The sequence below is a fragment of the Agarivorans sp. QJM3NY_33 genome (genome assembly GCF_050870865.2).
GTDB lineage: Bacteria > Pseudomonadota > Gammaproteobacteria > Enterobacterales > Celerinatantimonadaceae > Agarivorans.
Genome location: NZ_CP194039.2, coordinates 2,756,691 through 2,782,960, shown reverse-complemented (window position 1 = coordinate 2,782,960; position 26,270 = coordinate 2,756,691). Strand labels below are relative to the sequence as shown.

General features: G+C 47.0%; 23 protein-coding genes. 17 read left to right on the top strand and 6 right to left on the bottom strand.

Annotated elements, in window-relative coordinates:
- Nucleotides 1-54 precede the first annotated feature (54 nt).
- The gene (locus ACRRSY_RS12525; RefSeq protein WP_432459514.1) at nt 55-675 is read right to left on the bottom strand and encodes a LysE family translocator; all 621 of its coding nucleotides are present in this window, start codon (nt 673-675) and stop codon (nt 55-57) included.
- 357 nt (nt 676-1,032) lie between these two features.
- Between ACRRSY_RS12525 and nosP the strand changes: the two genes are divergently transcribed.
- The 3 genes from nosP (at nt 1,033) to ACRRSY_RS12510 (ending at nt 5,348) form a co-directional block, all read left to right on the top strand.
- Complete coding sequence (gene nosP / locus ACRRSY_RS12520; protein WP_432459513.1) at nt 1,033-2,199, top strand: nitric oxide-sensing protein NosP; 1,167 nt, start codon at nt 1,033-1,035, stop codon at nt 2,197-2,199.
- A complete protein-coding gene (locus ACRRSY_RS12515; protein ID WP_432463319.1) occupies nt 2,193-3,353 on the top strand; it encodes a diguanylate cyclase in 1,161 nt (386 codons plus the stop codon). Before nosP ends, ACRRSY_RS12515 begins: the two co-directional genes overlap by 7 nt.
- 345 nt (nt 3,354-3,698) lie before the next feature.
- Entirely contained in the window at nt 3,699-5,348 is a 1,650-nt protein-coding gene (locus ACRRSY_RS12510; RefSeq protein WP_432463318.1) for a glycoside hydrolase family 32 protein, read from the top strand.
- 170 nt (nt 5,349-5,518) lie between these two features.
- Here ACRRSY_RS12510 and amrS read toward each other — a convergent pair whose 3' ends face one another.
- Entirely contained in the window at nt 5,519-6,610 is a 1,092-nt protein-coding gene (gene amrS / locus ACRRSY_RS12505) for an AmmeMemoRadiSam system radical SAM enzyme (RefSeq protein WP_432459509.1), read from the bottom strand.
- A gap of 63 nt (nt 6,611-6,673) precedes the next feature.
- On the opposite strand from amrS, the gene amrB reads away from it, so the two are divergent.
- The gene (amrB, locus tag ACRRSY_RS12500) at nt 6,674-7,459 is read left to right on the top strand and encodes an AmmeMemoRadiSam system protein B (protein WP_432463317.1); all 786 of its coding nucleotides are present in this window, start codon (nt 6,674-6,676) and stop codon (nt 7,457-7,459) included.
- The gene (amrA, locus tag ACRRSY_RS12495) at nt 7,431-8,012 is read left to right on the top strand and encodes an AmmeMemoRadiSam system protein A (protein ID WP_432463316.1); all 582 of its coding nucleotides are present in this window, start codon (nt 7,431-7,433) and stop codon (nt 8,010-8,012) included. Before amrB ends, amrA begins: the two co-directional genes overlap by 29 nt.
- A 298-nt stretch (nt 8,013-8,310) precedes the next feature.
- Here amrA and ACRRSY_RS12490 read toward each other — a convergent pair whose 3' ends face one another.
- Nucleotides 8,311-11,217, bottom strand: coding sequence for a two-component regulator propeller domain-containing protein (locus ACRRSY_RS12490; protein ID WP_432463315.1), 2,907 nt, complete (start codon nt 11,215-11,217; stop codon nt 8,311-8,313).
- 486 nt (nt 11,218-11,703) lie between these two features.
- Nucleotides 11,704-12,666, bottom strand: coding sequence for a 2-hydroxyacid dehydrogenase (locus ACRRSY_RS12485; RefSeq protein ID WP_432463313.1), 963 nt, complete (start codon nt 12,664-12,666; stop codon nt 11,704-11,706).
- Between the two features lie 515 nt (nt 12,667-13,181).
- Here ACRRSY_RS12485 and ACRRSY_RS12480 point away from each other — a divergent pair.
- On the top strand, nt 13,182-14,507 hold the full coding sequence (locus ACRRSY_RS12480; protein WP_432463312.1) for a D-serine ammonia-lyase: 1,326 nt from the start codon (nt 13,182-13,184) through the stop codon (nt 14,505-14,507).
- A 181-nt stretch (nt 14,508-14,688) separates the two neighbouring features.
- On the opposite strand, the gene rarD is transcribed toward ACRRSY_RS12480, so the two are convergent.
- Together rarD and ACRRSY_RS12470 are read right to left on the bottom strand one after the other, a co-directional pair.
- Nucleotides 14,689-15,579, bottom strand: coding sequence for an EamA family transporter RarD (rarD, locus tag ACRRSY_RS12475; RefSeq protein WP_432463311.1), 891 nt, complete (start codon nt 15,577-15,579; stop codon nt 14,689-14,691).
- Between the two features lie 47 nt (nt 15,580-15,626).
- Complete coding sequence (locus ACRRSY_RS12470) at nt 15,627-16,562, bottom strand: LysR family transcriptional regulator (protein WP_432459503.1); 936 nt, start codon at nt 16,560-16,562, stop codon at nt 15,627-15,629.
- 385 nt (nt 16,563-16,947) lie between these two features.
- Here ACRRSY_RS12470 and nifE point away from each other — a divergent pair, with 385 nt between their 5' ends.
- From nifE to ACRRSY_RS12415, 11 genes are all read left to right on the top strand, one after another.
- Nucleotides 16,948-18,345 (top strand): nitrogenase iron-molybdenum cofactor biosynthesis protein NifE, encoded by a 1,398-nt coding sequence (nifE, locus tag ACRRSY_RS12465; protein ID WP_432463310.1) that lies wholly within the window; start codon nt 16,948-16,950, stop codon nt 18,343-18,345.
- 10 nt (nt 18,346-18,355) lie between these two features.
- Entirely contained in the window at nt 18,356-19,735 is a 1,380-nt protein-coding gene (gene nifN, locus ACRRSY_RS12460; protein WP_432463309.1) for a nitrogenase iron-molybdenum cofactor biosynthesis protein NifN, read from the top strand.
- Between the two features lie 7 nt (nt 19,736-19,742).
- Nucleotides 19,743-20,213, top strand: coding sequence for a NifB/NifX family molybdenum-iron cluster-binding protein (locus ACRRSY_RS12455; RefSeq protein WP_432463308.1), 471 nt, complete (start codon nt 19,743-19,745; stop codon nt 20,211-20,213).
- Nucleotides 20,214-20,251: 38 nt separating this feature from the next.
- Nucleotides 20,252-20,557, top strand: coding sequence for a ferredoxin III, nif-specific (gene fdxB, locus ACRRSY_RS12450; RefSeq protein ID WP_432452899.1), 306 nt, complete (start codon nt 20,252-20,254; stop codon nt 20,555-20,557).
- Between the two features lie 16 nt (nt 20,558-20,573).
- Entirely contained in the window at nt 20,574-21,050 is a 477-nt protein-coding gene (locus tag ACRRSY_RS12445) for a SoxR reducing system RseC family protein (RefSeq protein ID WP_432463307.1), read from the top strand.
- A gap of 278 nt (nt 21,051-21,328) precedes the next feature.
- Nucleotides 21,329-22,189: a Fe-S cluster assembly protein NifU gene (gene nifU / locus ACRRSY_RS12440; protein WP_432463306.1), complete on the top strand. Its 861-nt coding sequence runs from the start codon at nt 21,329-21,331 to the stop codon at nt 22,187-22,189.
- A gap of 12 nt (nt 22,190-22,201) precedes the next feature.
- Nucleotides 22,202-23,419: a cysteine desulfurase NifS gene (gene nifS / locus ACRRSY_RS12435; RefSeq protein ID WP_432463305.1), complete on the top strand. Its 1,218-nt coding sequence runs from the start codon at nt 22,202-22,204 to the stop codon at nt 23,417-23,419.
- A 32-nt stretch (nt 23,420-23,451) separates the two neighbouring features.
- On the top strand, nt 23,452-24,609 hold the full coding sequence (nifV, locus tag ACRRSY_RS12430) for a homocitrate synthase (RefSeq protein WP_432463304.1): 1,158 nt from the start codon (nt 23,452-23,454) through the stop codon (nt 24,607-24,609).
- Between the two features lie 17 nt (nt 24,610-24,626).
- Complete coding sequence (locus ACRRSY_RS12425; protein WP_432452904.1) at nt 24,627-24,917, top strand: nitrogenase-stabilizing/protective protein NifW; 291 nt, start codon at nt 24,627-24,629, stop codon at nt 24,915-24,917.
- 19 nt (nt 24,918-24,936) lie between these two features.
- Nucleotides 24,937-25,395 carry a nitrogen fixation protein NifZ gene (locus ACRRSY_RS12420; protein ID WP_432452905.1) on the top strand — a complete coding sequence of 153 codons (459 nt, stop codon included), beginning with the start codon at nt 24,937-24,939 and terminating at the stop codon, nt 25,393-25,395.
- Nucleotides 25,385-26,257 (top strand): peptidylprolyl isomerase, encoded by an 873-nt coding sequence (locus ACRRSY_RS12415; RefSeq protein WP_432463303.1) that lies wholly within the window; start codon nt 25,385-25,387, stop codon nt 26,255-26,257. The genes ACRRSY_RS12420 and ACRRSY_RS12415 overlap by 11 nt, the downstream gene beginning before the upstream one ends.
- Nucleotides 26,258-26,270 lie beyond the last annotated feature (13 nt).

The following is a 26,270-nucleotide window of genomic DNA, read 5'->3' as shown; positions in this document are numbered from 1 at the left end:
AGCCGGTTTTTTGTTGTGAGTACCTTGGCTGATGCGCTTAGAGCAAGTGCGAGATTAGCTGGATATTAACCAAATCCCTACGCAAATCATTAAACTGCCTGAAATTCGGTTAAGCAAACGAACATTACCACTTTGATTTAAAAACACTCGCAGGGTTTTACCGCCGGTGGCGTAGAGACTCATACAAACAAATTCTGAAACTAGAATAATTCCCACTAATAGACCCAATTGCAGGCTCAGCGAATAGTTGGGTTGGATGAAGGGGGGGAGTAGCGAAATCATAAAAGCCCAACCTTTGGGATTGGCAATAGCTGTCACAAAGCCTTGGATCACCAGTTGTGAGCGTTGCACTTGCTGAGGCTCAGCGATGGTATCCGGGATGGCCATCTTGCCCCTGGAACGCCACATTTGAATCCCTAAGTAGCCGAGATAAGCGCCGCCAATCCATTTCAATATCATAAATACCTCAGGGTAGCGCAACATGATTGCGGCCACCCCTAACACCGCCAAGATAGCGACAATGCCAACCCCTAGCATTTCCCCAAGCATCATCCATAAGGTACGACGCAGGCCAATGGTCATACCTAAGGTCATGGCGAGCGTCATACACATGCCCGGGGTTATCGAAACAAAAAAGAAAGTAGGGATAAATATTAATAAAATGGATAAATCCATATTGATTCCGTAAATTGGCGCAAAGTCCCCAGTTTACACAGCTCTGTTTTACGACAAAAGCGCTATTTGTTGCTAACTACATTGTTGCTGCATTGAGTGAATAGTCATTTTAAGGCGACAGTACCAATACTAAATTTCGTAAAAACCGATTAAGTTGTCACTCGTGCTGGTGCTACGCAAGATTCATATTTGGGAGAGGTGAGACTAAAAAATGAGCTAAGAGTCGACTTATCTATTGTCTGAAAATTAACTAAAATACTAATGGCTGTATATACTTAATTAAAAATGACCTGTAGTCGGCGGTTCTGCTGCGGTCCAAAGCTTGTTTGACAAGCGCGAGTCATATAGGTGTGCTACATGAAGATAAAAAATGTTAATTTAGGACAATCGCAAGCCGTCGACGCGACTGTAGCCGTTGCCGAATTTTATCAAGCTGTGAAGCAGCCTGATATGTCTTTCGTGCTATTTTTTTGTTCTAGTCAATATGACCTTGAGCGCTTGAGCCAGGAGATGAACCGCTGGTTTCGAGGCGTTCAGGTGGTGGGGTGTACCACCGCTGGTGAAATAGGCCCTGTTGGTCTTTTGCAACATAGTTTAGTTGGCGTCAGCTTTGCCGCAGATCATTTTACCGTCGCGTGCGGCTTGCTCAATGATTTGCAAAACTTTGAGCGCAATCAGGGGCATCAGTGTGTGCAAAGCTTATTGCAGCAACTCAAAAGTAAAGAGCCGAAATTTGATGTGGCGAATAGTTTTGCATTCATGTTGATTGATGGTTTGTCCAAACAGGAAGAAATGGTGGCGCATGCCCTGCAAGATGCCTTGGGAGATATTGTCTCGCTGGGTGGCTCTGCGGCTGATGACCAACGGTACAGCAATACTTATGTGTTTTTCCAAGGGCAGTTTCATGTTAATAGCGCAGTGCTGATGGTGGTTCACACTCGTTTGCCTTTCCTTGTATTTACCACCCATCACTTTGTTGGTAATACCGAACGTTTGGTGGTCACTAAAGCCGACACCCAAAGCCGCAGAGTTATTGAGATTAATGGATTACCAGCCGCTTCTGAGTACGCAAGATTGGTTGGAGTGGCGGAACACCAGTTGAATAGTGCGGTGTTTGCTGCTTCCCCTATGGTGGTCTTAATTGGTACTTGCGAGTATGTCCGTTCCATTCAGAAGGTTAACTCCGATGGCAGTTTGTCGTTCTTTGGTGCCATCGAAGAGGGCGTTGTCTTTAGAATTGGGGAGAGCGGACACATGCTTGAGAATGTAAGGCACAGCTTGGAGTGCGTGACCGAAAAGCTTGGTTCTATTCAGCTGGTGATCGTGTGTGATTGTATTCTACGCAGATTGGAAGCTGTTGAGAAAGGCATTAATCTTTTGATCGCCGAACAACTCGATGCACACCATGCTATCGGCTTTAACAGCTACGGCGAACAATATTACGGTGTCCATATGAACCAGACTTTAACTGGTATTGCGATTGGTTCGACCTCTCAGAACGCGGAAAACAGTCAGTCATGGTGAAACTCTTATCTCCTTCATATGCGGACTTACAGGCGGAGGTGATCCGTTTAAACAAAATGGTCGAGTCTTTAATGGATCGCGCAGAGTGTGACGCCAGCGCTGTAGAACGAAATTCGGGATTTTATTTATTTCAGACCGCCGCCGCGTTAGAGCAACAAGTGCGTCAGCGTACCCGCCAATTAGAAGCCGCGCTAAAAGAGAACGAAAAAATTAATCGAGTGTTACGCGAAAATGAACGTAATCACCGTTTGTTTCTGGATAACTCCCCGGTATGTATTCATGAAATCGATATGGGTGGCAAAGTTACATCGATGAGTAAAGCCGGGTTGCGGATGCTTCATGTGCAGCAGGAACAGCAAGTGATAGGTTGTTCCTTTTTAAACTTTATAAGTTTTGCTGATAGAGCGCGAGTGGCAGACTTGTTGAAAAGAGCTTATCAGGGGGAAATTGTTCACTTTGAATTTCACCCCATTGCGGCTTATCTCGACACCTTGAAGTCTTGTTTTGTTCCGATCAAAAACAATTTTGGAGATGTGCTCAGAATTATGGGGATCACGGAAGATGTTACCGAGCAGAAAAAGGCCGAAGAAGAGATCCGGGAGCTGGCATTTAAAGATACATTAACCCAATTGCCAAACCGTCGATTATTACATCAGCGCTTGATTCAGACGATGCTTGCTAGCGAGCGCAGTCGTCTTTATACGGCTTTACTGTTTTTAGATCTGGATCATTTCAAACCACTCAATGACCATTTTGGCCATGAAGTGGGTGATGAATTGTTAATTGAAGTGGGTCGACGTATTAGTGCAAGTGTCCGGGCAATGGATACGGTTGCACGGGTGGGGGGAGATGAATTTGTGGTGATGTTGAATGAATTACATTGTAATCGTCAATGTGCGGTCAATCAGGCTGCACTGGTCGCCGAAAAAATTCGCGAAGCGTTGGCTAAACCTTACTTCATTCAGCGGCGAAACGCTGGCAAACAAGCGTCTACGATTGAACATCACTGCAGCTCAAGTATTGGTGTTGCGTTGTTTGTTGGCCTAGAAGTGGCTGAACAGGATATTCTTAAATGTGCCGACGTTGCGATGTATCAGGCAAAGGCGAAGGGGCGTAATGCTGTGGTGTTTTGTTCTCGAAATGAGTCGAGCTAAAATATTGAATTTGTCAGATGAATTGAAAACAACCAAGCCAAGCTTATCAGAGAGCCTCAGACTGCGAGTGACTTCTGTCAGCAAGTAAAGTTGGTTTTTGCCCGGTCTTGTTGAATACCACGATGCTTGCTCTCAAGTGACTGACGGCTTTAGAGCTATCCGCCAACATTGCGTGACCTATTTGAATCATCACTAGGCAAGGTCGGTAAAATTAACACTTAAGCTTAAGTGTCGCGGGTGTATCAATATTGCGATAAATAAATATACAGTTACAGACAGGCTTCCCTGATTTGTTATAAAGTTAAGCTTAATAATATGTTTTTATAATAAGGTTGTGAGATGGACATGCTTGAGCCTCTGATCGTTGCTTGTGGTGGCAAAGATAATCTACAACGGATCCAAAAAGTTCATAACTTGTTAATTGCGGAGTTAGTTGATCCAGAGTTAAGGATGGTTTCTTCGCTCCCACTTACTTTTAATGCACCACAAGAACAAATCGTTTGGCAACCCGCGCCTCCCTTATCAACTCAGCAATGGCAAATACTCGGTAGTATAGTGGATACAAATTTGCGAAAACAGCTTCAAGAAAAAGCGGCGTCTGTTTCTTCACCGTATCGGCCAACTTGGCATATTTCTGCCGAGCAAGGCTTTCTCGGTGATCCGAATGCTTTTGTTTATTTTCAAGGGGCTTACCACTTGTTTTATGTGCTCAGCCCTGATTGTGAGGATAAGCGCATTGCTTGGGCACATGTAACTAGTACCGATTTAGTGAATTGGATAGAGCATCCGATTGCTCTGATGCCCAGTGATTGGTTTGATAGCCATGGCGTATATTCAGGTCATTGCATTGTGCATGACGAACAATTGATGCTTTTTTATACTGGTAATGTGCGGATTGGTGAGCAGCGACAACGAATGACTTATCAATGCCTAGCGACTTCAACAGATGGTTTCAACTTTCGCAAACAGGGGCCAGTTATTGAAGACTTACCGCCTCAGGTAACCGCTCATTGTCGTGATCCTAAAATTGTACGTAATGGCGATCATTGGTTGATGTTTGTTGGGGCTCAGTTGACCTCTGGTTTAGGGCGTCTAGCGAGCTATCGTTCAGCCGATCTGCATCATTGGGAGTTTGCCGGGATATTTGGTGACGAGCTCGGTGATTTTGGTTATATGTGGGAATGCCCTGACTTGATTGAAGTTGACGGGCAGCTGATAGCGATTATTTGCCCACAAGGCATCGTCTCTAACAGTCCCCACTATCAAATCGACCATCATAATGGTTATCTGAAGGCCAGTCTGGATCCGCAAGATGAACTGCATTTAGATGGCTTCTCAAGACTTGATTATGGTTTCGATTTTTATGCGATGCAAACGGGAAAAAGCCCCGATGGTCGCGCCTTATTAGTGGCATGGATGGGGCTTCCCGATGAGAATCAACACCCGACAAAGGCGCAGGGCTGGTTACATCAACTGACTTGTATTCGGGAACTGAGTTTTGAAGATGGTAAACTTTATCAACGTCCTGCCCGCGAATTACAGGCCTTACGCAGCGCTTATCAAGATTTTGAGTTAAGCGTGGCCGCTGAACAGCAGATAACACTCCCCAAAGGCCGAAGTTATGAACTGCAAATGAATTTGAGCTGGCTGATGGAGGGCGCTGTTGATTTGCACTTTATGAGCGACGAGCAGAGCTACTGTCGTTTTAGCTTAGATGGCCTGCGGCAGAAAATTGTACTGGATAGGAGCGGGGCTCTGCCTACCGACGGCGAAAAAATTCGCGAGCTGGACATGGTCAACCAACAGGATGTAAAACTGCAAATATTGGTCGATCAGTCTTCCATTGAAATTTTTATTAATGATGGGGAGTTTGTGATGACCGCGGTGGTGTTTACTGAGCCTGGAGATAGTCGCTTAAAACTGAGCGCAACTCAGCCGATGCCATGGCAGCCCATCCACTACTGGACCTTAGCCAAACCAGGGATGGGCCGATAAGGCTGCAGCAATAGCACTGATACTTGAATGTTATTGCATGCTGAGATAAAAGGCGCTCAGGTTTATGCGTGCCGAATTGAGCCTTTAAACTATCTCGGCGCTTTCGCTCAGGCTTGGGCAAGCCAGGTGGGAAACAGGAGGTTAGGCACCTTTGTTAAATGGTATTCCGTCTAGTTTCCCAGCCGCAGCGGGATCCGACGGCGGCCAAAGCTGCCACAGTGCTCCGTCCAGACCCCCGCGATAGTTGTGCCACAATCGGGGCAGAGGCCTTGCGAGTTGAGCCGGTATTTTCCCAGTTGATAGCAATTTCTTTCCAATAATAGGTTGCCGCAGCCGGGACAATAGGTGCTTTCGTGGGACGGGTCGTAGACATTTCCCACATAGGCGTAGTGAAGTCCATGGTTAAGGGCTATTTCTCTCGCTCTTAACAGGGTGGCGATGGGGGTTTGGGTTTTATTTCGCATCTTAAAGTCAGGATGAAAGGCGGTGAAATGGATCGGGACATCAGCGCCCAAGTGCTCAGCTATCCAGGCGCACATTTGTTGTAGCTCTTGATTGGAGTCATTCTCTCCGGGGATCAGTAAGGTGCTTAGCTCAAACCACACATGGCTTTCATGTTTAAGGTACAGCAGCGTATCCAATACATCCGTCAGGTGGCCACTGCATACTTTTCGGTAAAAGGGTTCGCGAAAAGCTTTTAAATCGATGTTTGCAGCATCCATGTGAGTAAACAATTCAGCTCTTGGCTCAGCACAAATATAACCAGCGGAAACCGCGATGGATTGCAAACCAAGGGCTTTTGCGGCCTGCGCCACATCTACGGCATATTCTAGAAAAATCACCGGATCGTTGTAGGTGAAAGCAATGCCGCTACAGCCATATTTTTGTGCCAGCTGGGCCAGAGCGTCTGGCATGGCGGAGTCGGCGAGGGTATCCATTTGGCGTGATTTACTGATATCCCAATTTTGACAAAACTTGCAGCCCAAGTTACAGCCAGCGGTGCCAAAAGATAGCACCGCAGAGCCGGGATAAAAGTGATTTAAGGGTTTCTTCTCAATCGGATCGATACAAAAGCCACTGGAGCGACCATAAGAGGTCAGCACAATTTGCTGCTGATGATTCATTCGAATGTAGCAGACGCCACGTTTTCCTTGGCGCAGTTGGCAATGGCGGGGGCAAATATCGCATTGTATTCGGCCGTCGTCTAATTGCTGCCAATGCTGAGTGGGAAAGTACTCAGGAGGACTATATTGACTTGCCATAAGCGCTTCACCGTAACGGACTGAACTATACTTAACTTTAGTTGAAATAAACGGAATTGAGCGATGAAAAGTCGACCCGCAGCCGTGGCTGGACAGTTTTATCCCGCTGGTGCTGAGCATATCAAACAACAGCTTAGCCCCTGGTTGTTAGCGACACATTCAGAGTCGGCTCGGCTGAAGGCGTTGTTGGTTCCCCACGCTGGTTACCAATATTCGGGACAAATTGCCGCCGCCGCTTACCGATATTTAGTCAATCACCAACCAGCGTTTCGCCGAGTGCTTATCGCCGGCCCGAATCATCGGGTTCCATTGGCTGGGGTGGCCATTTCGTCGGCGGAACAGTTTGAAACACCCTTGGGAAGCTTGCCAGTTGAGCAACAGTGCTTATCTGAATTAACTCAGTTCGATTTTGTTCACTACTTTGATGAAGCGCATCGTCTGGAACATGCGATTGAAGTACAGCTGCCTTTTTTGCAACTTTGTTTAGCGCAGTTTGCCATTGTGCCATTAGTGGTGGGGAATGTCGCACCGGCGCAACTGGCGGCCCTATTTGAGGTGTTTTGTTCAGATCCACAAACCTTGCTGGTGATCAGCAGCGATTTAAGCCACTTTTTATCTTACCGAGATGCCCGTTTGAGCGATGAGGCTACTCTTAAAAATATCATCTCAGGGCAGGGCGGTTTGCAGGGGGAACAAGCCTGTGGTTACCAGGTTATTAATGGATTTCTAGCAGCGGCCAGGCAGCATCAGCTGCAAGCAAAATTAGTGGCGAAAGGCAATTCAGGGGATGTAACGAAGGATCATCAAAGGGTGGTGGGTTATGCCAGTATTGCGTTTTTCGAGCATTAAGCGCGAGCATCAACAAGCGCTACTGAAAGTTGCCCGATATGCGATTGAGCACTATCTGAGTGAGCAGCAGCGCTGGCAAGCCGAGCCTGAGCAATATCCCACAATCCTTCAGGCGCCGGCGGCAAGCTTTGTGACTTTGCACAAAAATGCGCAACTCCGAGGTTGCATTGGTACATTAGAAGCTTATCAAGCGCTGGTTCAGGATGTTGCCTTACACGCTTATCAGGCCGCTTTTGAAGATCGCAGGTTTGCAGCTCTGAACCCACAAGAGTTGCCACTCATTCATATTAGTATCTCTATTTTAAGCCCAAGCCAAGCGCTTCCCTCTCAGTTGAATGAAGCCGCATTAATCGCGCGACTTCGCCCCAATCAGGATGGCCTTATTTTGGCGCAAGGCAACAAACGAGCGGTGTTTTTACCGCAAGTGTGGCAACAGCAGCCAAAGCCCAAGGACTTCATTCAACAGTTAAAACACAAAGGTGGATGGCCGTCCAATAGTCCGATTGAGAAGATGCGCTGCTTCAAGTTTCAGGTTCTAGAGTTTGGTGAGTAACAGCCTGAGAACACAGCTGGTCACTTACAGGCCTAGATCACCGCTCACTGCATGATGTATCTTGTCATGAGAGCCACCAGTGACTGCGCTTCATGCCTGGTTATCGGTCGATTAATTCTGCGCAATAAATTGATCATATAATCAATTAGATTGATATTAAGCAGGTACTGCTGAACATTTGATAACCAAACCAAGCTGACGGGTTTCAGTCATCACCCGGTAATTCAGAGGCATTCAAGGTTAATGTGAATTCGCTGATTTATACATGGCGGCGGTTTGCAAACTATCTGTGACTGATTCAATAAGAATTTTCACTGTGGTTGTTATTATAAATTTCGATACGGTTACGCCCCTTGTGTTTGGCTTGATACAAAGCGTGATCCGCTAGTTTCAGCAGCGAGCTGTAATCATCACAATGATTACTATCACAAATTCCCATGCTCACGGTAATATTGCGTTTACCTTTCAGCGCATCTAAGGTCATCGCCTGAATCTGCAGTAATAGCGCTTGAAAATAATCTCTTGCCTGTTGCTGGTCGCCCAAATAAAGAAGGGTAAATTCTTCACCGCCCCAGCGCGCGACTTTGTCTTTATCACCTACATAATCGACTAAGATGGTGGCTAATGCTTGAATTACTTTATCGCCCACCAAGTGGGAGTAGTTGTCGTTAATCGATTTAAAATGATCGATGTCGAGTACCACCAGGCTAATGGGCTGTTGTTGCTGGCGACGCAGGTTGAATTGGGCGCTTAAATTGGCATCGAAGGCACGTCGGTTAGGGAGTTGGGTTAATGCATCTTCGTTCGATAAACGCTCGAATTGTGCGGATTGTTGTCGCAATGTCTTGACCTGCATTTCCACTTGCTCAGTCAAGCGTTCCTCGCGGCGTTTGAGTAAATAAATCCGGAAATAGACAATACCACCAGTCACCAACAGCAGTAGCAGGGCAAATAAGACCTGAACTGCTCTGCGTTGCCAAAAGAAAGGTTCAATTTCAAATTGATAGATGAAGCTGCTGTTACTCCATTCCCCATAGGGGTAACGAGCGCTGACCAGAAAGCGATAGCTTCCTGGCGGAAGATTGGTGAATTCTGCCACCCGTTGGGTGCCACGGTATGACCAATCATGGTCAAATCCTTCCAGTTTGGTTCTGAACTGCAAACGCTTGGGCATGACGTAGCCTAAACCCGAATAATTAAAACGAACTAAGTTGGTCCCGGCGGGGGCTATTGATTGGGTATCGGGGGAGATGGATTGACTGTCAAATTGAACCGAATCTATCGTCACCGGTAGCGGGTGAGCAGAGAATATCGCTAAATCTTGCGGTTGGATACTTATTAAACCCTTGGCCGAGGCGAAGAGTAGCTGGCCTTGTTCAGTGATTGCCGCCGCAGGATTGGAACCACCATTGGCTTGGCTACTCTCCATGCCGTCTATTTCACTGTATAGCTCAAAATTAATTTGTTTTTGCTGACCGCTCGCGACTAGATGAGCCTGCTGATAGCTGATTTTCCATAGCCCTCGATTACTCGAAAGCCACAGGCTGCCCTGTTGGTCGTTCACGATTTGAAAAAACTTATCAATGGGAAGCCCTGCTGGGCGGCCAACCAGACCCATTTGTTGGGTGTGTTGCTGGTAGCGAATGATCCCGCGGTCGCTTGCTATCCATACATAACCAGGCTCAAGGTAAAAGCCGAAAGCATATTGCGCTTGCTCCAAGTTGTGAATTGGAACATTTGTTACCTTATCGTCTCGAATAAATGCTAAGCCAACTCCAGTACCAACCCAAATTTTGCCAAATTCATCTTCAGCGATGGCTAGAATATAATTATCGGGTAAATTAGAATTTTGCTTGGTGAAATACTGCATTTCGCCTTGCGGTTTTACTTTGACTAAGCCATTGGGGGTGCCAATCCATAGGTTGTTATGGCTATCTTTGAGTAAGGCGCGGACTTCATTATGTGGCAGTCCTGAATCCTCATTCCAAAGCTGCTGTAGCTGATGGTTTTGCCATTGATAAACTCCATTTCTGTAGGTACCAACATAAGCTCCCCCCTGATGATTCTTAGCAAGGCTTAATATGCCTTGCCGAGAAACGGGGTCTTGCGTGGCCGCCATGGCCTGACCATCTTCGAGTAGGCTTAAGCCCTGACTGGTTCCAACTAGCACTTGCTTTGAATTAATTGGCAATACCGTTCGAACGTAATTGCCGATCAGCCCATCTTGTTCCGTGAATGATTGAAATGCCGCATTCCTAAATCGTATCAGGCCGCCATTGGTGCCAACCCAAATACTGCCTTCTTGATCTTCAAATAGCGAGATCACTCGATTATGTGGTAAGCCGCTGTTGGCATTTTTAAATTCAAGCTGATGATTTGCAATCCGCCCTACGCCTTGAGTGGAGGTTCCAAACCAAATATTACCCTCACGGTCTTCGATAATTGCGGTGGTAATTACATGATCTAAGGTGTTATTCAGTCGAGTAAATTGTTGGCCATCATAGCGCCAAGGTCCATGATTCGAAGCCAACAGCAGCCGGTCTTGATGATCGAAAGCGAGAGAATAAACCCGAGTTCGATCGCCTAATAAGGGCAACTCGAGTTTATGGTAGCTTTTTGGTGTGACTCGATAGAGTCCATTATCGGTAGCCGCAAAAATGTCGCCAGAACTAGACTGGGCCAAGTGATAGGCACTAAATCCAGAGAGTATATGAACATCCGGTAAGTAGTTTCCATCTTTGCCTCGCGCTCGATAATAAACCCCCAGACCTTCAACCGCTATCCATAGATTCTTATGCTGATCCACCAGTGCATGATTCACTAAGCTGGCGGCATTGGCTTGATTTGACCATTGGTAACCTTTGCGCAGCGCCATGCTGCCTCTGGCACCCGCAAGCCAAAGACTATTGTTGCTATCCGCGACCAGGGTGCGCGTGCCGGAATCTTTCATGCCTGTCGTTTCACCTCTACCAAATAAGGTAAAATGTAAGCCATCGTAACGAGCCACACCCTCCCAAGTGGCAAACCACAAATAGCCATCGTCGGTTTGAGTAATCGCATTAATACTGTTATGCGGCAGTCCATCAACCGAGGTCCATACATCGGTATAATAATCAGCCAACTTGAGTGCCGTAGCATGACTGGTGAAACTAAAGGTAGAGAGAATGGCAAAACAAATAAGCCAAGCTATACGAATATCTAACATAAATAAAATTATCCTTCACCAATCGATATGTTGGTGAGGACAACACGAGAGTAGACATCGGGCCACTTGGAGATGAAGGAACGAGGGATAACACAGCATGCCACAAACATTATTATTTCCATATTCATTCAAATAGATAGACTCACGAGAGCCACTCCGTGAGAGTTCATCGTCTCGAGTAAAGATTTGTGTTGAAATCATTTTGACCTAAAACAGCACGTAAAGCGGCCTTACATTTTTGACTTAGCGGTCAGATATTATAAGTTCTTCATATCGGCCAATACTAAAAAATCTGAAATAATATTACGTAATAATAATGAATAAAAGCTTAATTGTAGTACTTTAAAATTTTTCAATTTCTGAATTGTTGGCCAAGATTCACCGACGAAACTTTTAACTAGTTACTTGCCCTAACAGCGATAAGAGGCCATTGGAAATGCCGTATCTTTGATAATATTTGCTGTATTTGAGCAAAATCAACGACAGCTAGTATCCTCTTATCAAATCAACTGATTCTGGAATAAGGCCGTCTTTTCTATAGGTGTGGATATTGTTCGCGACAATTTGAGAGGCGGTGTCTATATTGGTTGTGGCGGATATATGCGGTAATACCGATATTTTGGGGTGATACCAAAAAGGACTGTTTACTTCTAGAGGTTCTTGTTCAAACACATCTAAGACGGCGTGTGATAAGTGACCGGAATCTAACATTGCTAATAAATCTTGGTGGTTAATAATGCCACCCCTTGCGAAGTTTATCAGTTTGGCGCCTTTCGGCAAAAGGCTTAAGGTTTGTTGGTTGAGTAAATGATGGGTTTGATCGGTGAGAGGGAGGAGGCAGACCAATATCTGGGTTTTTTGAAGAATAGCAGCTAAACCGTCATCTCCCGAATAGTGGGTTACATGGGCAATCTGTTTGTGACTTCGGCTCCAACTATTTACCGTAAAACCTTGATGAACCAGGGATTTCATCGAAGCGCTTGCAAGTTTACCCGCTCCTAAGATGGATACTTGTACGGTATTCACTGAAGGGCTGGGGATTGGGCGCCAAATCCCTTGTCTTTGTTGAGCTATGTAGTCTGGAATATTGCGATATAAATACAAACTCCAAGTTAATACGGCTTCGGCCATGGTGTCGGCAAGAAACGGGTCGATGAGCCTTACCAATTGAGTTTGATGTGTTTCTTTTTCGTGATTGAAGCTTCGAAAGCCGCTAACTAGCGCTTCAACACCTGCCCACAAACTTTGCACCCAGATTAAGTGAGGAAAGCGCTTTAGTTGATCGACATTTGGGTTGGCAACGATGGCTATTTCGACAAGCTGGGCTTGTTCATCGCTTAAATCTGTGGCTAATACAATGCTTTCATTGGGTAACAGCGTTTCGAATTTAAGTAGCCACTGTTTTTCTTCTTCGGCAGCGATGTTGTGAATAAAAGCGATAGTGTTCATGACAGAAATCCCTTGTCCAAATGGATAAATTTTTTAGTGCGATTGGATAAATCACCGAGTTTAACTCCAATTCTTGCCGCTTTCAGCTGATTCATGCCATTGATATGACAATAATTTGGTATCGAAAGCGGCAGAGTGAAAGCACTCGCGGTCATCATGGGGAATGGCTGTTATTGCGTCAACAGAACGTAACCTTGCTTACTTTATGGTCATTAATTCCACAAGCTCGTCGGAGATGCACTCGAAGTTAGCGGCTAAATATGCATCGTATACACTTGCTAGTTGACTTCGTCTAGAAGACTCAGTTTTTTTGCTAAAAACCAAAACAAAGTGGAGCAGTTGCTTTTAGCAAACCACTTTTGTTTGCGCAGAGTGTAAGTATGTTTCTATATTCTGCTGTTTTGGCTATCTTTTTGAATCTTTTCATGGCGTAATTATTCGAATACTTGTTTGTTTTGTGATGAGCAAGAGCTTGAGTTAAAAAATAGCGGGGCACTCGTGTGGAGTTAAATTTTATGGCGGATTATCTATCGAATGCTGTGGTGCCCATACTCCAGTCAAAGCAAGAGATTATCTGGCTAAATTCCAACAAAGTTTTGTTTCAGCAGAGCCAAGCAGAGCTCGCCTTAAACTGGAGCGATTTACTTGATGCGTCGCAGCGCTTGTCTTGTTTTGCGCCTTATCTGGCGAAGGTCTTTGCAGAAACAACGGTAACCAAAGGGATTATTGAATCCCAGTTGAAAGCCATTCCTAAGATGCAAGCAGCGCTTGAACAATGGCATGGCTTCGAGATCCCTGGGCGTTTATGGTTGAAATGTGACCACCAACTGCCAGTGGCTGGCTCAATTAAGGCGCGTGGTGGTTTTTATGAAGTATTACTGCACGCTGAAACGTTGGCGCTAGCCAATGGCTTGTTAAGGACGGGGGATAATTATCGAGTTTTTAACGACGCTCCATTTAAACAGCTATTTGCCAAACATAAAATAGTGGTGGGCTCCACTGGGAACCTCGGTTTAAGCATCGGCATGATGGGCGCGCAGCTGGGTTTTCAGGTCATCGTGCATATGTCTGCCGATGCACGCGAGTGGAAGAAAAATTTATTGAAAAGTAAAGGTGTTCAGGTTGTTGAACATCAGAGCGACTACAGTATTGCGGTGGCGCAAGGGCGTGAACAAGCGATGGCTGATGCGCAGGCCTATTTTATTGATGATGAAGATTCACGATCGCTATTTCTAGGCTACAGCGTGGCAGCATTGCGTTTGAAGGCGCAGCTTGCCGAGCAGGATATTACTGTCGACGCAGCGCATCCGCTCTTGGTTTATTTGCCCTGTGGCGTAGGCGGTGCACCTGGCGGCATTACCTTTGGGCTGAAGCAGGTTTTTGGTGATTATGTACATTGTTTTTTTGTCGAGCCGACCCATTCACCGTGCATGTTATTAGGTATGGCAACGGGTTTGCAGAATAAGATCGCGGTGCAGGATATTGGCTTAAATAACCAAACCTGTGCCGACGGTTTAGCCGTGGGCCGGCCATCGGCATTTGTTGGCTCGATGATGATGCATTTGCTTAGTGGTATTGTGACCGTCTCCGATGAAAACTTATATCGTTATTTGACGATGTTTGAGGATAGCGAACATATCTCGCTGGAACCTTCTGCGACAGCGGGCATTGCCGGTGTGACTCGTTTGCTTACCGAGGGCAAAGCTTATCTTGAGGCGGAACAACTGACAGACAAACTGTCTCAGGCGACGCATATTATTTGGGCGACAGGTGGTCAGAAAGTTCCACATGATGAGCACAAAAACGATTATCAGCAGGGGCTTGTTTTATTAGGCGCTTAAGTAAAACACCGTGGTTCTTTTAAAGTATCGCTTGCTTCGTTGCGCATATCTTTGTTGGGAGATTCATTGTTGCAGTGTTTTACCAGCAAATACTTAGCGCTTGTCGAGAGGCTCTCTGCGCAGACTAAGTGACCTTAGCTTTCTCGCAGTCTTGCTTGAAAGCTGAATACTGGGCTGGCGTTTAGTTTAAACATCTCTGTTGCTTCCCATGATAAATTTTGAGGATGCCGTTGCAGGTAAGCAATCCTACCGCCAGCCATATTGGGATATATGTTAACCATTGCTCTTGGCGGATCTGCTCACCGAGATACAGTGATATCGCAACCAGTAATACTGGCTCTACGTAGCCTAATAAACCAAATAAACTCAAAGGTAACAAACGACTGGCAATAATGTAGAACATAAATGACGTTGCACTCAAAATTGCCAGCCCAATTAACAGCAGATAAAGCACCGTATGACTTGGAAGCGTAATGGTTGCACAGTGGTGAGTAATAATAAACCCAGCCACTGGTAACATCAGTAGTAAATCAAGCCAAAATCCACCGAGGTGATTAGTGCCTAGCTTGCGTCTCAAAATAAAATAGCAAGGAAAACCCAAGGCGACTAATGCCGCTTCCCAGGGAAATCCCCCGAATAAATAGATTTCGTGAGAGACTCCTAACAGCGCACATAGCGCAGCCAGCCACTGTAAGCAAGAAAGGCGTTCATGATAAATAAATCGGTCAACCAACAGCATGCTAAGCGGGAGTAAAAAGTATCCAATGGAAACTTCTAAAGCCTGGCCGTTTAAAGGTGCCCACATAAATAGCCATTGCTGAATACCAATTAGAAAACTGCTGAGTATGAGCCCAAAGATCAGGCTTGGTCTTTGTAATAGTGCCGTAAATACAGATTTGATTAGTGGCAAATCTTTACTCATCAACATGAATAACGAAACAAAGGGGAGGGTAAGCGCCATTCTCCAGCCAAACACCTCTACGCCATTAAGCGGCGTGAGCAGTGTCGAATAGTAATAAATAGCGGCAAACAAGCACGACGAAGCGATGGACAGTAAAATGCCATGAAACATAGTTAGATCCTCAATATTTTAAATAAGCAGGACGGTGTTTGAAACGCTTATAGCAGCCCCGAGCTTGCCTTGGCGCTAATCCATTGTTTGAAGACCTGGACTGATGCTGGAGTATACTTAGCTGAGGTTCTGACAAAATAAACGCCGCCTTCGCCATCCAATATCCAATCTTTAAGAATATGGATGAGTTGGCCTTCAGCAATCGCTTGTTGGAACAACCATTCTCCGGCGCAGAGTATCCCGAGATCAGATTTGGCTGCTGCCAGAAGGGTGTCGTTATCGTTAGATATTAAATTTCCAGAAACCACTATTTTTTCTGATTGTTTACCCTGAAACAGTCGCCATTCGGGATAACTTTTAAAGCCACTAAATTGCAGACAGTTGTGCTGAGTAAGCTCTCGCGGATGCTGTGGCTCTCCAAATTGCTGGAGGTAGTCTGGACTGGCGCAGAGAATGCGACGGTGGGGTGCGAGTTTATTGGCGACCAGTCGGCTGTCCTTAAGTTCGCCAACCCGGATAGCAGCATCATAACCCTCGCTTATAATATCGACAAAACGATTGCTGTAATCTGCCGTGAGGCTGATCTTCGGGTACATCTTGATAAATTCAGGCAATAGTGGCGCGATACAACGTCGCCCCATTTCTGCGGGGAGTGCTAAGCGTAATCGGCCTGCAACCTCAGCGGCACCGCACAGCGCTCTTTGTTCGGCGGTGCTAATGATATCAAGCGCAGATTTGAGTTGTTCAACCAGTTCTAATGCAGCTTGGCTTAACCGTAGCTGGCGAGTTGAGCGTTCCACCAGGCGGATCCCTAAACGAGTCTCCATGGCTGCAATTCGTTTGGAAATAATGCTGGGATGACGTCGTAAGGCTTTTCCTGCCTGGGCAAATGAATGATGGTGAGCCAGGCTAATCAGTGCCGCTATTTCATCTGCATGTTGTGACGTGAATGAAGTCGATGTCCCAATTTTTGTTGTCACCATCGGTCTTATCTCCAAATCATCTGTTTAAGCAAGGAATAACAGTATTGCACTGCAAATAATGCATGACAATACCGGTTAGTTGCAGTTCATTGCTGCAAATAATGCAAGCATGCTTCGACGAATAATGCCCTGCGTTGATGCCGATACCTCTGCCTAAGGCTTTATCTTGATGTTTGTGGGGGCTCATTGCGTAGCCAAATGATTCGTTTGTTCATCATCACATTGTCTCTTCCTTCGCTGTTTTGTCGGTTTTACTACAATCTAAAACACTTATTTATCAATGTTTTAACTTTGGTTTGTAAGTTGCATTGTGCTTGATGTGAGATGTTTTAGTCACTCTGAGTATCGTCTGACAGAAGTAAAACCAATGTAATGAGAGGTCGCCATGAAGCGTAGTGATATAGCTGAATTATTAGACGAGCCCGCTTGCGAACATAATAGCGGTGAGAAAAGTGGCTGTGCTCGACCTACCCCAGGCGCCACTGCGGGTGGTTGTAGTTTTGATGGAGCACAAATTAGTTTGCTGCCCATCGCCGATGTCGCCCATATTGTGCACGGTCCCATCGCGTGTGCCGGAAATAGTTGGAATAATCGCGGTACCCGCGCCTCGGGTCGTAACTTGTTTCGTTTGGGCTTTACCACCGATCTGAATGAACAAGACGTGATCATGGGGCGGGCCGAAAAGCGGCTATTGCACGCGATTAAAACCGTGGTGGAAAAACATCAGCCTCCCGCAGTGTTTGTATATGTGACTTGTGTGCCAGCCTTGGAAGGTAACGATGTGGGCGCAATTTGCAGTTTGGCGCAACAACGCTGGCAGATCCCGGTGGTGGCGGTGGATGCTGCAGGTTTTTATGGCAGTAAAAACTTAGGCAATCGAATTGCCGGCGAGGTGATGGTGAAACAGGTCGTTGGCAGCGCCGAGCCGCCAGCCAAACCGATGATGCAGCACGACCCGAGTCGTCTAGTGAATGATATTGTGCTGATTGGCGAATACAACATTGCTGGTGAATTTTGGCATGTATCTCCATTGTTAGAGCGTTTGGGTTATCGCGTGCTTAGCTGTATGTCGGGAGATACGCGTTACCACGAAATACAAACCATGCACCGCGCCGAGGCCGCGATGGTGGTGTGTTCGCGGGCGCAAATTAATGTCGCCCGCTTGTTGCAAGAGCAATGGAATATCCCGTGGTTTGAGGGAAGCTTTTATGGGGTAGAAGATACCTCGGCGGCGTTGCGTCAATTTGCCCAACTCATTAATGAACCTCGCTTACTGGCGGAAACGGAAGCTTTAATTGCCGAGCAAGAATCGAGGATCCGCCAACAACTGGCCCCTTATCAGCAACGCTTAAAGGGCAAGAAGGCGCTGCTGTATACCGGCGGGGTAAAATCGTGGTCGATTGTTTCGGCGCTGCAAGAGCTTGGCGTTGAGGTGGTGGCGACTGGGACTAAAAAATCCACAGCCGAAGATAAGGCGCGAATTGTCGACATTATGGGGGAGCAAGCCTTAATGCTTGACGAGGGCGGCGCGCGTAAGCTGCTCGATGTGGCACAGCAACAGCAAGCCGATTTGATGATTGCTGGTGGCCGTAACATGTATACCGCGTTAAAGGCGCGACTTCCGTTTTTAGATATCAACCAAGAACGCGAACATGCCTATGCCGGTTATCAAGGGATGTTGACCTTTGCCAAAGAGCTTTGCCGTACCCTGGAGAGCCCGATATGGCAGTTAGTCAATGATGCACCACCTTGGGCAAATCAATCCCATCACGATTGCCAGTAGGAGAGCTAATATGAGCAGAGTGATCGAACAAAATCGAAGTCCTTTAGTGGAGCAGCCACTGAAAACCAGTGCTGCAACGGGGGCGACTTTGGCCTGTATGGGGCTGGCCGACAGCATTCCCTTGATGCATGGTTCGCAGGGCTGCGGTGCCTTTGCCAAAGTATATTTAATTCAACATTTTAGAGAGCCTATTCCGCTACAAAATACCGCCATTGACCATATCGCAGCGGTGATGGGTGGGGATGATAACCTGGCACAAGCACTGTTGTTGCTATGCGAACAACATCAACCACGCTTGCTGATGATTATGACCACTGGGCTAACCGAGATGCAGGGCTGCGATGTGACACGGGTGATCCGGGAATTTCGAGCCACATATCCTCAATATCAGCATATTTACATTGTGCCCGTGAGTACCCCCGACTTTGTCGGTTCGATGCAGAGCGGTTTTGCCGCAGCGCTTGAGTCCTGCGTCGAGCAGGTACTGGCTGCGGCGAGCAACAAGTCCGAGTTACCAGTAACGCAAAGTAAGCAATTGAATGTATTTTGTTCGGTGGCACTAACTAGCGCCGACCTGGAACTGCTAGAGCGTTATTGCCATGCCTTTGGTTTTGAGCCGATCATTTTACCCAATATCGCGCATTCCCTCGACGGCCATTTAGCAGCGGACGATTTTTCGGTGACCTCCACCGGCGGCACCACTATTGAGCAATTAACTCGGATGCAGTCTAGTGTTGCCAGCCTTGTGTTTGGCACATCGATGAACGCTGCCGCAGGCTTATTAGAGAAGCAATGTCAGATCCCCAGTTACCCTTTAGGCATGGCGATGGGTTTGGCGGCGACCGACCAACTGGTGCTGATTTTATCACAGCTTTCTAAGCAAGCCGTTCCCGGCTGGATCGCTCGCCAGCGTCAACGACTGCAAGATGCAATGCTCGATACTCACTTTTTGTTATCGGCCAGCCCGATGGCGTTGGCGTTGGAGCCAGATGCGGCCGAGGGTTACGCTAATTTATTGTCTGAAGTGGGCGCGGAACTAAAACTGGTGGTTACCACGATGAATAGCCCAGCTCTGAAACGACTCAAGGCTGAGCGTATTGTGGTTGGCGACTTATCTGATCTTGAACCCGATTTAGCCGTGTTTGAGATGGTGGTGGGCAATACCCATTGTGCCAATTTATGTGAGCCGCAGGTGCCGGTATTGCGCGCTGGCTATCCCTGTCATGATCAATTTGGCAATAGTGATGTATTGCAGCTGGGTTACGAAGGGGCAAGGGCAAGGTTGTTTGCGATGGCGAACTTATTCAAAAGTCACCATCAAGATGAAGTACCGGTCCATGTGAGTGCTTACCGTTTTGGCCCCGAGCAAACACAGACCAAATCACAGTGAGGCCGATATGCCACAAATACAACGCAAACTGCGGGTGATCGAAGATGCTCAGCAGCGTGAACACTGCTTTAAGGTCGCCTTCGCCAGCGACAGTAAACAGAACTTAGACCAGCATTTTGGCAGCGCTCATACCTTCTTGGTGTATGGCTTTGGTGAACAACATATTCAACTGATCGAGGCTTTGCAGTTTGAACCAAGCCTGCCGGGGCACGACAGTAAACGGCTGCAACAACGAGTAAACGCCTTAAAGGGCTGTGCTGCAGTGTTTAGTACTGCCTGTGGGAGAGGGGCGATGCAGCAACTGAAGCAGGCCGGGATCTTGGGGATTATGGCGGATGCTGGCGAGCCCCTGAGTGCTCTGCTGGAAGAATTGCATCAACAGTTTGTTGAGCATCCACTACCGTGGATGCGTGCCACGGATGACTGCGCAGAGCAACAGCAGCAACGTCTCAACGAGCTACTCGATGAACCCTGGTAAGCCAACATTTGTGTTTTAAGTTAACAAAGGAAATAGCAATGAGTGAAAGTAAACATATGGGACTCACCCGCGAGGGAACGCCCTGGGAGCCACAGTTTGTGACCGATCTTGATCAAGCCGTCTGTATTGGTTGTGGTCGTTGTTACAAAGTATGTCCTCGGGATGTGTTTGACTTAGTGGAGCGGGAAATCGATGAAGACGATGACGCCTACGATGATTATGACGATGATGTGGTGATGGTGATGGCATTGGATAATCAAGGTGACTGCATTGGCTGTGGATCCTGTGCCAAGGTTTGTCCCAAAAATTGTCATACCCATACCTCGGCGAGTAGTTTGGCTTAAGTAATAGGAGCGAGCAATGGCGCAGTTGAAGATGCAAGTGGTGAGTATTCATCAGAATTCTGTACAGTTGCAGGGGCAACGCCAAAGTGCCTGCAGCGCCTGCGCCAAACAACAAACTTGTGTTAGCTTCGAATCTGATTCAGGCGTGATGCATCGTGCAGAATTTAAGCTGACCGAACCTTTAGAAGTTGGCCAACAAGTGGCGGTGAATTGTGACGATGGCTTTTTATTGAAGGCGATTATCGTGCTGTTCATCCCCCCTTTAATCGGGATGTTATTGTTAGCCATTACTGTGCAACTGTACTTAAGTGATGCTACCAGCGATCTGCAAAACATTGGCACAGGGCTCGCCAGCCTATTGGGGTTTGGCTTGGGCCTGTTGATTAGTCGTTTCTTAGCACACAATGTGGTTTCACAATTACGTCAACGCTTATCCATTTATCCTACCCATAGTACTTCAGTTAAAGCCGACAATTCGATGTCGCAAAACTAACATTAGTGACTTAATGTGATGTAGCTCACAGGGTGAAAAGTTGCTGTTCAAATAACAAATTCATAAAAAACAATAGGTTAGTTATTGTGTCCGTTTGGGTATCTTGCTTGCAACAATCTCTGTAGGCAATGACCAACTCGTGTAAGACCTTGACCCTTTCAGCAAGAAATGCTGTGTTTTAGGTTCCCAATGGCTTATCGACACTGAGTGAAGGCGTCATGATTGTTTTACCGTTTGGTCATTGCCTTTATTCAACAATAATCATCGTGGGGTAGCGTATGTGGAACTATTCAGAAAAGGTAAAGGAACACTTCTTTACACCTAAAAACGCCAAAGCCGTAGAACAAGCCAATGCGATTGGTGATGTCGGCTCAATCTCTTGCGGTGATGCTTTGCGCCTGAGTTTGAAAGTGGATCCAGATACTGACGTGATCGAAGATGCCGGTTTTCAAACCTTTGGCTGCGGCAGTGCTATCGCATCATCTTCGGCATTAACTGAAATGATCATTGGTCGCACCATCGACCAAGCGCTGCAGATTTCTAATAAAGATATTGCCGATTACTTAGATGGTTTACCGCCAGAAAAGATGCATTGTTCGGTGATGGGCATGGAAGCCCTACATGCTGCAGTAGCGCAGTATCGTGGTGAAGAGATCGCCGAAGAACATGAAGAAGGTGAGCTGATTTGTAAGTGTTTCGCCATTGACGACGCAATGATTAAGCGAGTTGTTGCACAAAACCAATTATCAAGCTTGGAAGAGGTGATCAATTACACCAAGGCGGGTGGGGCCTGTGCTGCTTGTCATGAAAAAATTGAATGGGTACTGGAAGAATGTTTGGGTGAGCCCTTGCAAGAAACTAGCAAGGTGGTGAAGCCAGTTGTTGCCGCCAGTACCATTGTGGCAAGGATCCGCATCATTGAGCAGACTCTAGACGAAATTCGTCCACAGTTGCAAGCCGATGGTGGCAATGTGCAGCTTTCGGATGTGGAAGACGATATGGTGTTTTTGTCACTCAGCGGTGCTTGTTCTGGCTGTGGATTGTCGGCGGCAACCTTGGCCATGATTGAGCAAAAAATCAGTGAAGCCCTAGGTGAAACCATTACTGTGTACCCAACAGGTGCGCCTAGCTTAGTGTAAGGGAGAACAGATATGAGCGAATTAAAGCCATTAGCTTATCTAGATAATAATGCGACCACCCAAGTTGACCCTAAAGTATTGGAAACCATGCTGCCTTACTTAAGTGAACACTATGGGAACCCATCGTCGATCCATCAGTTTGGTGAGCAAGTAGGCAAAGCCTTGGAATTGGCGCGTACTCAGGTTCAGACAATGATCGGTGCCAGTCACAGCAGCGAAATTATTTTTACTTCCTGTGCCACGGAGGCGACCACCACCGCCATCATGTCGGCACTGGAAGCCTTTCCTCAGCGTAAAGAAGTTATCACCTCGGTGATCGAGCATCCCGCCACTTTAGATCTGTGCCAAACCCTAGCACGTAAGGGTTATAAAATTCATTGGATCGAAGTTGATTCCCGGGGACGTTTAGATATGGAGGCCTATAAAAAGGCGCTAAGCCCCAATGTCGCGATCGCGAGCTTTATGTGGGCAAACAATGAAACGGGTAGTTTATTTCCAATCCGCGGGATGGCCGAATTAGCCAAGCAGCACGATGTATTGTTTCATACGGATGCGGTTCAAGTTGCCGGAAAACTTCCGATCCAAGTTGCCGATAGCGGTATCGATTTATTGTCTTTATCGGGTCATAAGTTTCATGCACCTAAAGGTGTTGGTGCTTTGTATTTGCGTCGCGGCGCAAAATTTAGACCCTTGTTGCGAGGAGGCCATCAAGAACGTGGTCGTCGTGCTGGCACCGAAAATAGCAGTGGTATTGTTGCTCTGGGTAAGGCTTGCGAGTTAGCGCAGCTCTCGATTGAACAAGACTCACCTCGAATTAGTATGTTACGAGACCGACTCGAGCAAGGTTTGTTGGCGAAAGTGCCAAATTGCTTTGTGACCGGAGATCCCCGTCATCGTGTACCCAATACCAGCAATATCGCCTTTGAGTTTGTGGAGGGGGAGTCGATTTTGTTGATGCTAGACCAACATGGTATCGCCGCCTCTTCAGGTTCAGCCTGTACCTCGGGGTCGCTAGAGCCTTCGCATGTGATGCGAGCGATGGACATTCCTTATACGGCAGCACACGGGGCTATCCGCTTCTCATTATCGCGCTTTACCACCGATACCATGATTGATCAGGTATTAGCGGTATTGCCGGGAATTATTGCCAAGTTGCGGATGCTTTCTCCTTATTGGGATGCCGCAGCGGATCAACCTGCGCAGGAAAGTTTTAGTCCAGTTTATGGCTAACTTAGGCTTATTGTGGAATAACGGAGGTAAGCATGCTGATCATTAACGATACAACGCTACGTGATGGTGAACAAACGGCAGGCGTTGCCTTTAGTGCCAGTGAGAAGCTACAAATTGCGCAAGCGTTACAGGCAGCAGGAGTGAGTGAGTTGGAAGTGGGGGTGCCCGCAATGGGCGCTGCCGAGCGTGAAGTGATTCAAACCATTACCGGCCAGTTAAGCCAGACTAAAACGATGGGCTGGAGCCGTTTACATAGCGATGACATTGCCGCCGCCGCCAATTTAGGTCTGGATTATTTGGATATCTCGGTGCCAGCGTCGACCCAGCAACGCCAATCTAAAATGGCGATAAGTCAGGCAAGCTTACTACACCGTTTGCAATGGCATATCGCGCAAGCACAGGATCTGGGTTTGCAGGTTTGTGTTGGGATGGAAGATGCTTCGCGCACGCCGCTCGATGAACTCTATAGAATTGCTGATGCCGCGCAACGGGGCGGAGCTTTGCGTTTGCGTTTTGCAGATACTTTGGGAGTGTTAGATCCATTTACTACCGAAACCTTGATCGCTGGGCTGAAAAGCCATTGTGATTTGCAGATCGAAATGCACGCCCATGATGACTTGGGCATGGCCACGGCCAATAGCTTGGCAGCAATTCGGGCGGGCGCTGACTCGGTTAATACAACAGTGATTGGCTTAGGCGAACGTGCCGGTAATGCGGCCTTAGAAGAAGTGGTTATGGCATTAAATGTGACTCAATTGGTGGATAAGTGCCAGCTTCCAGATATTCAATTAGCAAGTTTGCCCGCGATTTGCGCCATGGTGGAGCGGGCATCGGGTCGCGCAATTGGAGTGAATAAAAGCATTATTGGCCAACAGGTGTTTACCCATGAATCGGGGATCCACGTTGATGGTCTACTCAAAGACCCGAATAACTATCAGGGCTTTGCACCCGAATTATTGGGGCGCAAACATCACTTGGTATTGGGTAAGCACTCTGGCACAAAGGCGATCCGCTCAGTGTACCGTGAGCTGGGGATCGCTGTAGATTTGAAGCAGTGTGGTTTGCTCAAAGCCATCTTGAGTGATTGGGCGGAAACCTACAAGCGGAGTCCTTCTAATCAAGAATTAGTCGATTTTTATCAATACAGTCTTAAAAGCTTCAGTCCCTTAAGTTTGGAACTTAGCGCCTAACAGAGTGGAGTTACAGTGTGGCATTAGCAAAGCAGCAAGCGGCCCAGACGCAAGATATTGAACAATTGGTGGCCTCCTTAGACGGCGCCGAAGCGTTTTTACAGTGTTTTGAGGTGAGCTATCAACCCGCTTTATTGCAAGCCAAGCGGGTGGTGTATTTACGTTTATTAGGGCAGTTGTTGGAAAAAAAACCAGCCACGACTTATCAAGAGTATCAAGCAGCGGTCGCCAAGGCCTACTGTTTGTTGGAAAAAGGTGTGGTGGTGGCGCATGCCGCCCCAGCATGTAGTACCTGTAAAGGATGTTGAAGTTATAGAGGTAAAGCCGATGTATACAGCAAAATTTGGTTATGGATGTAAGGTTCGGGTGATTGAGAACATCCGTAATGACGGTAGTTTTCCAGGGTGTAAGAAAGGTGCGCTGCTGGTTCGACGTGGTGCCACTGGCTACGTTCGTCAATCGGGATATCATTTACAGAATCAAATTGTTTATCAAGTTCAATTTCTTAGCCGCGGTTTAACCATTGGCTGTAAAGAAGTTGAGTTGATGGATGCTGAACTGGTATGGCAGCCTAATCAATTTGAATATGGGGACAAGGCCGCTTTAACACTATCCTTGTCGCAGCAGGGGGAAGTGGTTGCGAGTAAAGGTAGTATTGTTGATGTACTGGCGGTAAGGCGAAAACCGCAGATGCAGCCACATTACCGAATTCAGTATGGCGAAATTGATGTGGAAGTACCGGAGCGAGCCTTAATGCCTTTAGAGGAATTGGCCTATGTTGGATGAATTAGGTTTATTAGCGCCAGCCTCGGAAGAAACTCAGGCTTACCTCGTGATGAAAACTAGCTTAGCGCTGTTTGAGTTAAATCCGGATCAATTGGATGCTGCGCAAACTAAAGAATTAGCTAGAGTGGTGAGCAAAACCCAAACCATTCAGCAAAAGGTGCTTGGCTCTGCCGAGGCCAGCCAGGTATATATCACTCCAGAGCAATTGGACAAGGCGATTGAGCTGGTTGAACACAGCTTTGATTCGCCAGCTGAATTTGCCAAAGCCCTGAGTGCCAATCAGCTCAGTGAGCAAAGCTTACGCAGTGCGGTGGCTCAGGAGCTGACCAGTGATGCGGTATTAGCCTATGTGTGCCGTGATATTTTACCGGTGAGTGAGCAGCAAGCCTTAGACTACTACCAACACAACATTGCCAAGTTTACTCAGGTGCAGCGGCGTGAAGCTCATCATCTACTGATCACCATTAATCCCCAATTTAAAGAAAATACTCCGGCTCAGGCGAAGGCGCGGATTTCTCAACTGGTTAAGCAAGTCAATGCGGACAACTTTGAGCAGCTGGCAGAGCGACATTCAGAATGCCCAACAGCGGTAAACGGTGGCTATTTAGGCTTGGTCGAGCAGGGGCAGCTGCTACCTGAGTTAGACATGGTGCTGTTTAATATGGCAGCAGAAAGCTTCAGTCCTGCTATTTTGTCGGACATGGGTTATCACCTAGTTTGGTGTAAGCAGCATGTTGCCGAGCATCAGGTGCCTTTTGCACAAGCCAAGCAAAAAATCCAAGATGGTTTGCTCAATCAGGCGCATAAGTTGCGCCAGCGGCAGTGGTTAACTCGGCTTTGTCAGGGCGGACAGTTGAATTAGCAGGTGAGGGGCG